General features: G+C 70.5%; 13 protein-coding genes. 7 read left to right on the forward strand and 6 right to left on the reverse strand.

Translation table 11 applies throughout. The annotated features are described in order from the left end of the window. Positions 1–8: 8 nt before the first annotated feature. Entirely contained in the window at positions 9–785 is a 777-nt protein-coding gene (locus tag G6N10_RS18670) for an enoyl-CoA hydratase (protein ID WP_085092680.1), read from the reverse strand. 44 nt (positions 786–829) lie between these two features. After that, positions 830–1,858, reverse strand: coding sequence for an enoyl-CoA hydratase/isomerase family protein (locus tag G6N10_RS18675; RefSeq protein WP_085092681.1), 1,029 nt, complete (start codon positions 1,856–1,858; stop codon positions 830–832). A 210-nt stretch (positions 1,859–2,068) separates the two neighbouring features. On the opposite strand from G6N10_RS18675, the gene G6N10_RS18680 reads away from it, so the two are divergent. Then, entirely contained in the window at positions 2,069–2,932 is an 864-nt protein-coding gene (locus G6N10_RS18680; RefSeq protein WP_085092682.1) for a Bax inhibitor-1/YccA family protein, read from the forward strand. A gap of 63 nt (positions 2,933–2,995) precedes the next feature. Here the strand turns inward: G6N10_RS18680 and G6N10_RS18685 are convergent, their stop codons facing one another. Together G6N10_RS18685 and G6N10_RS18690 are read right to left on the reverse strand one after the other, a co-directional pair. Beyond that, entirely contained in the window at positions 2,996–4,213 is a 1,218-nt protein-coding gene (locus G6N10_RS18685) for an acetyl-CoA C-acetyltransferase (protein WP_085092683.1), read from the reverse strand. Between the two features lie 61 nt (positions 4,214–4,274). Further along, a complete protein-coding gene (locus tag G6N10_RS18690; RefSeq protein WP_085092691.1) occupies positions 4,275–5,231 on the reverse strand; it encodes an SGNH/GDSL hydrolase family protein in 957 nt (318 codons plus the stop codon). Positions 5,232–5,435: 204 nt separating this feature from the next. Here G6N10_RS18690 and G6N10_RS18695 point away from each other — a divergent pair, with 204 nt between their 5' ends. The 6 genes from G6N10_RS18695 (at position 5,436) to G6N10_RS18720 (ending at position 11,173) form a co-directional block, all read left to right on the forward strand. Then, positions 5,436–6,488 (forward strand): alpha/beta hydrolase fold domain-containing protein, encoded by a 1,053-nt coding sequence (locus G6N10_RS18695; RefSeq protein ID WP_085092684.1) that lies wholly within the window; start codon positions 5,436–5,438, stop codon positions 6,486–6,488. Positions 6,489–6,701: 213 nt separating this feature from the next. Next, on the forward strand, positions 6,702–7,958 hold the full coding sequence (locus G6N10_RS18700; protein WP_163742580.1) for a pyridoxal-phosphate dependent enzyme: 1,257 nt from the start codon (positions 6,702–6,704) through the stop codon (positions 7,956–7,958). An 84-nt stretch (positions 7,959–8,042) separates the two neighbouring features. Continuing rightward, positions 8,043–8,417, forward strand: coding sequence for a CD225/dispanin family protein (locus G6N10_RS18705; protein ID WP_163742582.1), 375 nt, complete (start codon positions 8,043–8,045; stop codon positions 8,415–8,417). Positions 8,418–8,431: 14 nt separating this feature from the next. Further along, entirely contained in the window at positions 8,432–8,851 is a 420-nt protein-coding gene (locus tag G6N10_RS18710; RefSeq protein WP_163742586.1) for a DUF2752 domain-containing protein, read from the forward strand. 170 nt (positions 8,852–9,021) lie between these two features. Further along, positions 9,022–9,933, forward strand: a complete 912-nt coding sequence (locus G6N10_RS18715) for a DUF3824 domain-containing protein (RefSeq protein WP_207568348.1) — start codon at positions 9,022–9,024, stop codon at positions 9,931–9,933. 55 nt (positions 9,934–9,988) lie between these two features. Continuing rightward, positions 9,989–11,173 (forward strand): cystathionine gamma-synthase, encoded by a 1,185-nt coding sequence (locus tag G6N10_RS18720; RefSeq protein WP_085095479.1) that lies wholly within the window; start codon positions 9,989–9,991, stop codon positions 11,171–11,173. 53 nt (positions 11,174–11,226) lie between these two features. Here G6N10_RS18720 and G6N10_RS18725 read toward each other — a convergent pair whose 3' ends face one another. Both G6N10_RS18725 and greA read right to left on the reverse strand, forming a co-directional pair. Then, positions 11,227–11,982 carry a GOLPH3/VPS74 family protein gene (locus G6N10_RS18725; protein ID WP_234810529.1) on the reverse strand — a complete coding sequence of 252 codons (756 nt, stop codon included), beginning with the start codon at positions 11,980–11,982 and terminating at the stop codon, positions 11,227–11,229. Further along, positions 11,960–12,454: a transcription elongation factor GreA gene (gene greA / locus G6N10_RS18730; RefSeq protein WP_085095477.1), complete on the reverse strand. Its 495-nt coding sequence runs from the start codon at positions 12,452–12,454 to the stop codon at positions 11,960–11,962. Before greA ends, G6N10_RS18725 begins: the two co-directional genes overlap by 23 nt. Positions 12,455–12,492 lie beyond the last annotated feature (38 nt).

A 12,492-nucleotide genomic window follows, 5' to 3' on the forward strand; every position in this document is an offset into this window, starting at 1 on the left:
CGAACAGGTTAGCGGTGCAGGAAGTTGGCGGCTCGCTTGGCGGCGAAGGCGGCCATGCCCTCCTTCTGATCGGCGGTGGCGAACGCCGAGTGGAACAGTCGCCGCTCGAAAAGCAGACCCTCGGTCAGGTTGGTCTCGTAGCTGCGGTTGACCGCCTCCTTGGCCATCCGGGCGGCCGACAGGGACATCCCGGCGATGGTCTCGGCGACCGCGCGGGACTCGCTGAGCAGATCGGCGGTCGGCACCACCCGCGACACCAGCCCGGCCCGCTCGGCCTCCTCGGCGTCCATGTTGCGGCCGGTCAGGATCAGGTCCATCGCCTTGGCCTTGCCGATCGCCCGGGTCAGCCGCTGGCTGCCGCCCATGCCGGGCAGCACGCCGAGCTTGATCTCCGGCTGGCCGAACTTGGCGTTCTCCGCGGCGATCAGCACGTCGCACATCATCGCCAGCTCGCACCCACCGCCCAGGGCGTACCCGGCGACCGCGGCGATGGTCGGGGTGCGGGTGTCGGCGAACTCGCCCCACTTGGCGAAGAAGTCGGAGCTGTAGACGTCGTGGAACGACAGCTCGGCCATCTCCTTGATGTCGGCGCCGGCGGCGAACGCCTTTTCGCTGCCGGTCAGCAGGATCGCGCCGATGCCCGGATCGTTGTCGAACTCCTTGGCCGCGGCGGTGACCTCGTTCATCACCTGGGTGTTGAGCGCGTTGAGGGCCTGCGGGCGGTTCAGCGTGATCAGCCCGACGCGGGCCTCGCGGGCGACGATGATGGTGTCGTAGTCGGTCATGGGATCCTCCGGGTCGGGGTGGGGGTCGGGTGAGCAGGCGTGGGTCAGAAGGTCAGGTCGGGGTCGGCGGGGGCGAAATACGCCTCGACGTCCGCGGCGGTGACCTCGGCCAGGGTGGCCGGCGACCACTGCGGATTGCGGTCCTTGTCGACGAGCTGGGCGCGGATACCCTCCACCAGGTCGTGGCTGCGCAGCGAGGCGCAGGACACCCGGAACTCCTGGACCAGCACCTCGGGCAGTGCGCCCAACGCGTCGGCGCGCCGGACCGCCGCCAGGGTCACCGCCAGCGCGATCGGTGAGCGGGTGGCGATCAGCTCGGCGGCCGCGCGGGCCTGCTCGTCGTCGTGGCCGGCCAGCGCGGCGATGATCTCCGCGACGCTGCCCGCGGCGTAGCACTCGTCGATCCAGGGCCGCTGCGCGGCCAGCGCGGAGGCCGGCGGCTCGACGGCGTGGCGGGCCAGCGCGGTCGGCACATCGGTGGCGATGATGTCGGCGGTGAAGTCGGCCAGCCGGTCATGGGCGACGAAATGGTCGGCGAAACCCAGCGCGATGGCATCGGCGCCGGAGAACGGCGCGCCGGTCAGCGCGGCGTGCAGGCCGAGGTGGCCCGGCGCCCGAGCCAGCAGATGGGTGCCGCCGACGTCGGGGATGAAGCCGATGCCGACCTCGGGCATGGCCATCTTGGTGGTGTCGGTGACGACCCGGATGTTGCCGTGGGCGCCGACGCCGACGCCGCCGCCCATCACGATGCCGTCCATCAGCGACACGTACGGCTTGGGGTAGCTGCCGATCAGGGCGTTGACCCGGTACTCGTCGAACCAGAACTTGCGCGCCTCGGCGCCGCCGGCGCGGGCGCTGTGGTAGATCGCGACGACGTCGCCGCCGGCGCACAGTCCGCGCTCGCCGGCGCCCTCGAGCACCACCGCTCGGATCGCGTCGTCGGCCGCCCAGGCGGGCAGCACCTCGGCGAGCGCGTCGACCATGTCCTGGTTCAGCGAGTTGATCGCCTTGGGCCGATTCAGCGTGGCGATGCCGACGCCGTTCTCGATGCGGGTCAGGAGGTCGTCGGTCACGGGGAATCCTGTCTGCTCCGGGAAACTTGGATGTCCAACCAATTATGCGGGTGCCGCTTCGGTAACCGTTCGTCGGGTGCGCGTGGCCCGGTAGGGTTGCCTGTGAAGTTGCTTGGAGCAGTGGGAACCGAAACACCCCGGCGATCGTTGTCCGGATGTTCGAGACCCTAGACCAGGCTCGACCCAGTACGTTCACGGAAGGAACCGACGGTGCGGGAAACCAGCAACCCGGTGCTTCGCTCGATGTCCCGGCAGTCGCCCGGACAGGGCGGATACGCCACATTCGGCACCGGCGCAGCCGGTGCGGCAGCGCAGCAGATGCACACGCAGCAGTACGGCGCCGAGCCGTACACCCAGCAGCAGGGCGTGTCCCGCCCGCTGACCATCGACGACGTCGTCACCAAGACCGGCATCACCCTGGGTGTGCTGACCGCGGTCGCCGTCGTCAGCTACTTCCTGGCCTCGGTCAACCCCACCCTGGCCATGCCGTTGTCCATGATCGGCGCCCTCGGTGGCCTGGGCATCGTGCTGTTCGCGACGTTCACCCGCCGCCAGGACAACCCGGCGATGGTGCTCAGCTACGCGGTGCTCGAGGGCCTGTTCCTCGGTGGCATCTCGTGGGTGTTCGGCAAGAGCGTCGAGATCGCCGGGGGCAGCGCCGGAGCCCTGATCACCCAGGCATTGTTGGGCACCTTCGGCGTGTTCTTCGGCATGCTGGTCGTCTACAAGACCGGCGCCATCCGGGTCACGCCCAAGTTCACCCGGATGATCGTCGCCGGCATGATCGGCGTGCTGGTGCTGATGCTCGGCAACTTCGTGCTGGGCCTGTTCGGGATGGGCGGCGGTGAGGGCATGGGCCTGCGCGCCGGCGGCCCGATCGCGATCATCTTCTCGCTGGTCTGCATCGCGCTGGCCGCGTTCAGCTTCCTGATCGACTTCGACTCCGCCGACCGGGCAATCCGCGCCGGTGCGCCGGAGAAGGCGGCCTGGGGCATCGCGCTGGGCCTGACCGTCACGCTGGTCTGGCTCTACATCGAGATCCTGCGCCTGCTGTCCTACTTCAACAGCGACTAGTTATCGGCGCGAATGAGGCCCGGCACCCCAGGGTGCCGGGCCTCATTGCTGTTCGGGGTGCGGTCAGCTGAGTCGCTCGACCACCATCGCCATGCCCTGGCCGCCGCCGACGCACATGGTCTCGATGCCGTAGGTCTTGTCGTGGGTGGCCAGGTTGTTCAGCAGCGTCGCGGTGATCCGGGCGCCGGTCATGCCGAACGGGTGGCCCAGCGCGATCGCGCCGCCGGAGACGTTCAGCTTGTCCTCGTCCATGCCGAGTTCACGCGCCGAGCCGAGCACCTGCACCGCGAACGCCTCGTTGATCTCGTAGAGGTCGATGTCGGAGATTGACATCTTGGCGTTCGTCAGCGCCTTGCGGACCGCCTCGATCGGGCCCAGGCCCATGATCTCCGGGGACAGGCCGGACACCCCGGTGGACACGATCCGGGCCAGCGGGGTCAGGCCCAGCTCCTTGGCCCGGGTGTCGCTCATGATGACGACGGCCGCGGCGCCGTCGTTGAGCGGGCAGGCGTTGCCGGCGGTGATGGTGCCGTTCGGCCGGAACACCGGCTTGAGCTGCGAGATCGCTTCGTAGGTGGTGCCGGCGCGGGGGCCGTCGTCGGTGGACACGACGGTGCCGTCGGCCAGCGTGACCGGGCTGATCTCGCGGGCGAAGAAGCCGCTCTTGATGGCCTCCTCGGCGCGGTTCTGGCTGCGCACGCCCCAGCGGTCCTGGTCCTCGCGGCTGACCCCGGTGTGCAGCGCGACGTTCTCGGCGGTCTGGCCCATCGCGATGTAGACGTCGGGGATGTTGCCGTCGGCACGCGGGTCGTGCCACTCGTCGGCGCCCTCGGCCTGGCGGGCGGAGCGGGCCTGGGCCTCGTCGAACAGCGGGTTCTTGCTGTTGGGGGCACCGTCGGCGGCGCCGACGCCGAACCGCGACACGGTCTCCACACCGGCGGAGATGAACACGTCGCCCTCGCCGGCCTTGATCGCGTGGAAGGCCATCCGGGTGGTCTGCAGCGACGACGAGCAGTACCGGTTCACCGTGGTGCCGGGCATGAAGTCGTAGCCGAGCTGGACGGCGACCGCGCGGGCGATGTTGTAGGCGGCCTCACCGCCGGGCTGGCCGCAGCCCATCATCAGGTCGTCGACCTCGCGCGGGTCCAGTGCCGGCACCTTCTCCAGGGCAGCGCGGACCATCTGGGCGGCCAGATCGTCCGGGCGCATGGTGGCCAGCGACCCCTTGACCGCGCGGCCGATCGGTGAGCGGGCGGTGGCGACGATGACGGCTTCGGGCATGACGGACTCCTTTGTTGCGTACTGAACAACGCGCACGGCGGCGCGCGTACCAGGGTCGACGCTAGTCCGTGCCGAGCACCATCGGAGCGGGGACCCCGGTGGTGCGCTGCGGCCAGAACCGGGCCAACATGCTCAGCCGTCGCGCGAGCGAGCCCGAATCCGCCGACCGGGACTGCCAGGGCAGTTCGCCCGGCCATTCCTCGAGCGCGTAGCAAAGGGCGGGCAGCAGCTGGTTCGCCGCGAGTTGGTAGCCGTCGGCCGACGGGTGAAAGCGGTCCGCGGAGAACATCCGGTCCGGCGCCTGGCGGAACTCCGGGCTGACCAGATCGGCCAGCGGCACCGGCACCCCGCCGGCCTCCCGGACCTCGCGGGCCTGGGTGCGGGCCAGCCGCAGGCCGCGGTTGCGGGTCACCCAGCGCAGCGGCTGCGGAATGGCGGTGATCACCCCGAAGTCCGGGCAGGTGCCGACCACCACGACGGCGCCGGAGGCCCGCAGCCTGGCGACCGCGTCGCGCAACCGGCGGGCCGACGGCCCGATGCCGTTGAGCGCGGTGACGTCGTTGGCGCCGATCATGATGACGGCGGCGTCCGGCGGCGGTCCGGCCACAAACATGGCGTCGACCTGGCCGGACAGTCCCTTGGAGGTGGCGCCGACGATGGCCTTGGTGCTCAGCCGGATCCGCTTGCCGGAGCGTTGCGCCAGCCCCCGCGCCAGCCGCACCCCGGGTACCTCCTCGGCGTCTCGGCAGCCGTAGCCGGTCGCGGTCGAGTCACCGAACACCATCAGGTGCACGTCGACGTCGTCGCCGCGCTGCCAGCGCTGGACCGGGCCGCCCGCGGGCAGGTAGACGCCGTCGGCGCGCGGCGGGACGTCCCAGGATTTCGGGATCACCTGCCGGGCCTGCACGGCCTGGCCGGTCAGCAGGTTGTGGGCACTCACCAGGCCGACGCCGGTCGACGCCGCGATACCCACCGCGGTGGCTGCCATGGTCGACCGACGCGAGACACGTATGCCCACATCCGGCATGCTATCGGTCCCGGGCCGCTGGGGCTGTGCATAAACTCCCAGACCGGGTCACGTTCGGGTACCGGATGCGGTAACAGTTCTGGTACGGCGATTGTTAAACGTTTTGGAGCTGGTCAACCTGGGTTACCAGGGGATTGACAGCCCGGACCTCCAACCGCCGGCGGTGGTACTACAACGAAGTAGGGAGTGAGTCAGATGACCGCACCGAGCAAGGTGATCGGCGCACCCGGCCCATACGTCGGTGCGACCAGCCTGCGAAAGACCCGCAAGTACCCGGTCAGCGACGGCGCGCCGGTCGAGGTCATCGAGTCCGGGCCCAGCCTGATCGCGCGTGCCGCGTCGCTGGCCTGCCGGTTGACCGTTCGCCCGGCGCTGGCCGCCGGCAGCTACGTGCCGCATCTGCCGTGGCCGTTCGGGGTGCTCGACCAGATCGGTCGCGCGTTCGTCCCGGAGGCCGGCACGGTGCGCGCGACCATCGGGCTGGCCAACGCCACCGCGCAGCTGGTCCGCGCGCCCGGCGTGCTGCCCGCCGACGGCAACCGCCGGATCGTGCTCTACATCCACGGCGGGGCGTTCCTGACCTGCGGGGTCAACTCGCACAGCCGGATCGTGGGCGCCGTGTCCAAGTACGCCGACGCGCCGGTGCTGGTGGTCGACTATCGGCTCATTCCGAAGAACTCGGTGGGGGAGGCCGTCGACGACTGTTACGACGCCTACCGCTGGCTGCGGCAGCGCGGCTACGACCCCGAACAGATCGTGCTGGCCGGTGATTCGGCCGGCGGCTACCTGGCGTTGACGCTGGCCCAGCGGCTGCAGGACGAGGGGGAGGAGCCCGCCGCGCTGGTCGGCATCTCGCCGCTGATGCAGCTGGCCAAGGAGCCCAAGCACGCGCACCCCAACAGCCGGACCGACGCGTTGTTCCCGCCGCGGGCGTTCGACGCGCTGCTGGACCTGATCTCGCGGGCGGCGGCCAAGCGCATCGTCGACGGCGAGCCGGAGGGCATCTACGAGCCGCTCGACCACATCGAGCCGGGTCTGCCGCGCACCCTGATCCACGTGTCCGGCTCGGAGGTGCTGTTGCACGACGCCCGGCTGGCCGCCCGACGGCTGGCGGCGGCCGGGGTGCCGACCGAGCTGCGGGTGTGGCGGGGGCAGATCCACGATTTCCAGCTCGCCGCGCCGATCATCCCGGAGGCCGACCGCTCGCTGCGCCAGATCGGCCAGTACATCCGCGAGGCCACCGAGTAGCCGCTGTCCCTTGGCAGCTGGGCCCCTCTTCCCGTTGGCACCCTTGGCAGCTGCCCCTCTTCCCGTTGGCACCCTTGGCGCTGCCCACTTCTCCCCCCGAGCGCGCACCCTTGTACGCCGTCACCGGCGTGTCCGGTACCTGGGTGAGCGCTGGGCAAAGCCCACCCCCGCCACCCTGGGGCGCCGCAGCGCGCGGCCTGAGACTATGTAGGCATGCGCATCGCTGAGCACATCACCGACCTCATCGGCAACACCCCTCTGGTCAAACTGACGTCGGTGGTCCCGCCCGGTGCGGCGACGGTGGTCGCCAAGATCGAATACCTCAACCCCGGCGGCAGCTCGAAGGACCGCATCGCGGTGAAGATGATCGACGCCGCCGAGGCCAGCGGGGAACTGCGCCCGGGCGGCACCATCGTCGAGCCGACCTCCGGCAACACCGGGGTGGGGCTGGCGCTGGTGGCGCAGCGCCGCGGCTACAAGTGCATCTTCGTCTGCCCGGACAAGGTCAGCGAGGACAAGCAGAACGTGCTGCGGGCCTACGGCGCCGAGGTCGTGGTCTGCCCGACGGCGGTCCCGCCGGAGCACCCCGACTCCTACTACAACGTCTCCGACCGGCTGGTCGCCGAGACCCCGGGCGCCTGGAAGCCGGACCAGTACTCCAACCTCAACGGCCCCGACAGTCACTATGAGACGACGGGCCCGGAGATCTGGTCCGACACCGACGGCACCGTCACCCATTTCGTCGCCGGCGTCGGCACCGGCGGCACCATCACCGGCACCGGCCGCTACCTCAAGGACGTCTCCGAGGGCCGGGTGCAGGTGGTCGGCCCGCTACCCTCGGCGACGTATCTGGTCGAGGGCGTCGGCGAGGACTTCTGGCCGGGCGCCTACGACCCCAGCATCCCCGACGAGATCATCGCGGTCTCCGACGCGGACTCCTTCGACATGACCCGGCGGCTCGCCCGCGAGGAGGGGTTGCTGGTCGGCGGCTCCTGCGGGATCTTCTGGCCGGTCGCGACGGGCTGGACGGGACCGGCCGCGGCTACCCCGATCTTCCGAATCACGGGTTCCTGGCAGGTGCGGGACCACCGAGTCCGTCGGCGGTCCGCCGCACGCCACCTGCCGGATCTGGTGCGCGAGACGGTCCGGGCCATCGGCATCCGCGGAGTACCGCAGATGCCGGTCGTCGGCGCCGAGCCGCCGGTGATGGCCGGCGAGGTGGCCGGCAGCGTGTCCGAGCGGGAGCTGCTCTCGGCGGTGTTCGAGGGCCGCGCGGCACTCGCCGACGCCGTCGCCCAGCACATGGGCCCGCCGCTGCCGCTGATCGGCTCGGGCGAACCGGTGGCCGCGGTGGCCGCCGCGCTGCGCGACGACGACGCGCTGATGGTGATCGACGGTGGCAAACCCGTCGGCGTCATCACCCGCCACGATCTGCTGGGCTTCCTGTCGGAGGGCGCGCGGCGCAGGTAGCGCCGGATTAGTGCCTGCCGGCACACCGGAGTTCCGGTAATCTCCTGCCCGAACGCATCGAACCCCTCTCAGCAAAGGTTTCCCATGACGTCATACCCGCCGCCGCCCGGCAACTACCCGCCCCCGCCGCCGCCCGGCAACTACCCGCCCCCGCCGCCGCCCGGCAACTTTCCGCCCCCGCCGCCCGGTGGTGGCTTCGGCGCGCCGCCGGACAACAACCTGGTCTGGGCGATCCTGTGCACGGTGCTGTGCTGCCTGCCGCTGGGCATCGTGTCGATCGTGAAGGCCACCCAGGTCAACGGACTGTGGGCGCAGGGGCAGCACGCCGCCGCGCAGGCCGCCGCGGAGGACGCCAAGAAGTTCGCCATGTGGGGTGCCATCGTCGGCGCCGTTGTGATTGTGGTGGCCGTCATCATTCAGATCGCGGCCGGCGCCGCGATGATGAACAGCGGCTATTGAGTCTGATCGACCGCGTGAGCGTCGCGCCGGTGCGTTCACGCGCCGGCGCGCCGGTGGCGGTCGCCGCGGTAACCGTCGCAGTGGGTGCGGCGATCTGGGCGGCCGACCCGACCACCCCCGGCGGGCTGTGTCCGCAGTGCCCGACCAAGACCTATCTCGGGGTGATCTGCCCGGGCTGCGGCAGCCTGCGGATGCTGTATTCGCTGATGCACGGCGATATTACGACCGCTTTTCGTTTCAATGCTCTCGGTGTGGTCGCGGTCGCGCTGCTCGTCTGGGCCTACGTCGCCTGGAGCCACGGTCGGCTGAGCGGCCGTCGTATTCGAAGCTGGCAAAATCTGCGCTGGTCGCCGATGATCGCGCTGGTGGCGGTGTCAATGTGGTTTGTGGTGCGTAACATTCCGGCGCAGCCGTTTCTCGCGCTCCGGGTCTGACCGGACCGTTGATTGAAGGAGACCCTGACATGACGGATCAACCGCCCCCCGGCAGTCAACCGCCCCCCGGCAGTCAGCCGCCCCCCGGCGGGCCCCCGCCCGGAGGCAGCGGGCCGGTCCCGGGTTACTACCCGCCGCCGGCTCCCGGTGGTTTCCCGCCACCGCCGTCCGTGGGCGCACCTCCGCCGGCCGGCGCCTACCCGTCGCCCGGCTATCCGCAACCGAGCAACCCGCAACCGAGCAACCCGCAACCGAGCAACCCGCAACCCGGTGGCTATCCCCAGCAGCCCGGCTACCCGCAGCCCGGTGGCTACCCGCCCGCGCAGCCCGGCTACCCAACTGGTGGCGGCTACCCGCCCCCGCCGCCGGGTTGGAGCCCGCCACCCCCGGCGTTCAGCGTCGGCGAGGCGTTCAGTTGGGCCTGGAACAAGTTCTCCAAGAACGCCCTTGTGCTGATCGTGCCCGCGGTGGTGTACGCGCTGATCCTCAGCGTCGTGGGGGCGCTGTTCTTCGTGTTGCCCTTTGCCATGGTGCAGCCGGACGCCGACAGCTATTCCGGCGCCGGTGAGTACTCCACCTCCATCGAGGTCCCGCTGTGGCCCTTCGCCGTGATGTTCCTGGGTTTCTTCGTCCTGGTGCTGGCCGCCGCGGCGATGGCATCGGCCTACGTCGGCGGGGTGCTCGACATCGTCGACGGCAAGCCGGTGGAGATCGGGACCTTCTTCAAGCCCCGAAATCTGGGCGCGGTCATCGTGGCGGCGCTGCTGGTCGCCCTCGCCAGTGCGGTCGCATCGGTGGTGCCCTTGGGCGGTGCGGTGGTGGCAGTGTTCACCCTGTTCGCCCTCATCGCGGTGATTGATCGCCGGCTGTCGGGGGTCGACGGCATCAAGGCGAGCTTCGATCTGGTCAAGACCCGGTTCGGCGAGTCGATCCTGGCCTGGCTGGTCTCCAACCTGATCGTCGTGGTCGGCATGTTGGTGTGCTTCGTCGGCGTGGTGGTCGCCGCACCGGTCGCCCTGCTGTTCCAGGCGTACGCCTGGCGGCGGCTGACCAACGGGAACATCGCGGCGCTGACGCCGTAGCGGGCGCTCGAGCCTGGCCCGCGCGCGCATCGGCGCCGGGCTAGGCTCGATTGCTATGAGCGAGCAGCGCAGCAGAGCCGACAGACACCGCTGGGCCGGGCCGGCCACCCGGGCCATCCACGCCGGGTACCGGCCGGATCCGGCCACCGGTGCGGTCAACGCGCCGATCTTCGCGAGTTCCACCTTCGCCCAGGACGGTGTCGGCGGGCTGCGCGGCGGCTACGAGTACGCCCGCACCGGCAACCCGACCCGTTCGGCGTTGGAGACCGCGCTGGCCGCGGTCGAGGAAGGCGACCACGCCCGCGCCTTCGCCTCGGGCATGGCGGCCACCGACTGCGCTCTGCGCGCGATGCTGCGCCCCGGTGATCACCTGATCATTCCCGACGACGCCTACGGCGGCACCTTTCGGCTGATCGACAAGGTCTTCGCGCACTGGGGGATTCGGCACACCCCGGTCGCGCTGTCGGACCTCGGTGCGGTGGCCGCGGCGATCACCGATCAGACCCGGCTGATCTGGGTGGAGACCCCCACCAACCCGCTGCTGTCGATCGCCGACATCGCCGCGATCGGCGAACTGGCCCGCGCCCGGCCGTCGCACCAGCGGCCGAAGGTTCTGGTGGACAACACCTTCGCCTCCCCGGCCCTGCAGACCCCACTGAATCTCGGTGCCGACGTGGTGTTGCATTCGACAACGAAGTACATCGGCGGGCATTCCGACGTCGTCGGCGGCGCCCTGGTCACCAACGACGAGGGACTCGACGCCGCATTCGGCTTCCTGCAGAACGGGTCCGGCGCGGTGCCCGGGCCGTTCGACGCCTACCTGACCATGCGCGGCCTCAAGACGCTGCCGCTGCGGATGCAGCGACACTGCGAAAATGCCGGTGTGGTGGCGGAATTCCTGGCCGGACACCCTGCGGTCGAGCGGGTGCTCTACCCGGGCCTGCCGACCCACCCCAACCACGAGGTGGCGGCCCGGCAGATGAGCGGGTTCGGCGGCATGGTGAGCGTGCGGATGCGCGGTGGTGCCGAGGCGGCCCGTCAATTGTGCTCGCGCACCGAGATTTTCATCCTGGCCGAGTCGCTCGGCGGGGTGGAGTCGCTGATCGAGCACCCCGGCGCGATGACCCATGCCTCGACGGCGGGATCGCAGCTGGAGGTGCCCGACGATCTGGTCCGGCTGTCGGTCGGCATTGAGGACATTGGGGATCTGCTCGCCGACCTGGAGCAAGCCCTGAGCTAGCGAAGGGCGCGGAGGCCAGGTCGTTTTGGCGCCGACCTGGAGCAAGCCCTGAGCTAGCGGAGGGCGCTGCAGACCGCCGCGGTCGTCACCGCGAGATTCACCTCGGCGAGCGTGGGCTCGGGTTCGGTCGGGGATTGCGGGCTGCCGAGAACCCAACCGCCGCTGGCGATTTCGGCGGCCATCAGCTCGACCGTCGGCCAGGCCCGCGGCTCAAGGGACAGCAGTTCGCGCAGCCCGTCGACGGCATGCAGCAGGCTGATCAGCGCGGCCGTCGCCGGTCGCACCGGCTCCCCGTCGACCAGGACAGCGAGCAGCTCGTCGCGCACCGCGGCCGAGGGGCCCCGGTCGGTGAGCAGCCAGGCGTACCGGTCGGAGCGGCGCGGGCGCCGGCCGGCGATCCCGGCCGGCCCGGAAACTGACGGCTGCAAACGTATTTCGACGACCAGTCCGGATTCGACCAGCGCTGCCAACAGTCGGTCTTCGGTGTGCCGAGCGAGCTCGGAGATCGCCGCCCCTGGCGTCATTGGGCGCCGGGTCAGCGCGTCCAGCGCCGGGGTGGCGATCGAGTCGTGCACCTCCGGACCGGCGAGCACCACCAGGGTGCCCTCGGGTGCCGGATCGTCGGTGCCGGCCGGCCGGATTCGGCAGGCGGCGGCCAGGTCGAGCAGCGCGGCGGCGGCGACCGCCCGGCGTCGCCGGGTGCGGTCCAGCGAGGGCCGGGCCGAGGCATTGTCCAGCAGGACCAGCATCAGCGCGTCGGCGATGCCGGCCGAGTGGGCCGGGGACTCAGGCGTGGTACGGCTCAGCACTGACCAGCGTGACGTTGACCGTGCTGCCGCTGGGCACCGTGTAGCTGCGGGTGTCGCCGACCTTGGCGTCGATCAGCGCCGAGCCGAGCGGGGACTGCGGCGAGTACACCTCGAGCTTGCCGTCGTTGATGGCCTGCTCGCGGGTGCCGATCAGGAAGGTCTCCCCATCGGACTTGTCGCCGTCGTAGTAGACGGTCACCACCGAGCCGGGCAGCGCCACACCGGACTGGGTGGGCACCTCGCCGACCTTGGCGGTGTTCAGCAGTTCCTGCAGCTGGCGGATGCGCGCCTCCTGCTGGCCCTGCTCCTCGCGGGCCGCGTGGTAGCCGCCGTTCTCGCGCAGGTCGCCCTCTTCACGGCGGTCGTTGATCTCGGCGGCGATAGCCGGCCGGTTCGCGATCAGCTGGTCCAGCTCAGCCTTGAGCCGCTCGAAGGATTCCTCCGTCAGCCAGGTCACCTGGGTATCAGTCATCGTCGCGCTCCTCTTCGTTGATTCGCGATGTCCGCGGG

The organism is Mycolicibacterium fallax (assembly GCF_010726955.1).
GTDB classification, from domain to species: domain Bacteria; phylum Actinomycetota; class Actinomycetes; order Mycobacteriales; family Mycobacteriaceae; genus Mycobacterium; species Mycobacterium fallax.

What these genes read in the sequence shown, in the direction of transcription:
- G6N10_RS18670 (WP_085092680.1), bottom strand. Translation starts at nt 785, where the DNA reads ATGACCGACTACGACACCATCATCGTCGCCCGCGAGGCCCGCGTCGGG.
- G6N10_RS18685 (WP_085092683.1), bottom strand. Translation starts at nt 4,213, where the DNA reads ATGCCCGAAGCCGTCATCGTCGCCACCGCCCGCTCACCGATCGGCCGC.
- G6N10_RS18695 (WP_085092684.1), top strand. Translation starts at nt 5,436, where the DNA reads ATGACCGCACCGAGCAAGGTGATCGGCGCACCCGGCCCATACGTCGGT.
- G6N10_RS18700 (WP_163742580.1), top strand. Translation starts at nt 6,702, where the DNA reads ATGCGCATCGCTGAGCACATCACCGACCTCATCGGCAACACCCCTCTG.
- G6N10_RS18705 (WP_163742582.1), top strand. Translation starts at nt 8,043, where the DNA reads ATGACGTCATACCCGCCGCCGCCCGGCAACTACCCGCCCCCGCCGCCG.
- G6N10_RS18720 (WP_085095479.1), top strand. Translation starts at nt 9,989, where the DNA reads ATGAGCGAGCAGCGCAGCAGAGCCGACAGACACCGCTGGGCCGGGCCG.
- greA (WP_085095477.1), bottom strand. Translation starts at nt 12,454, where the DNA reads ATGACTGATACCCAGGTGACCTGGCTGACGGAGGAATCCTTCGAGCGG.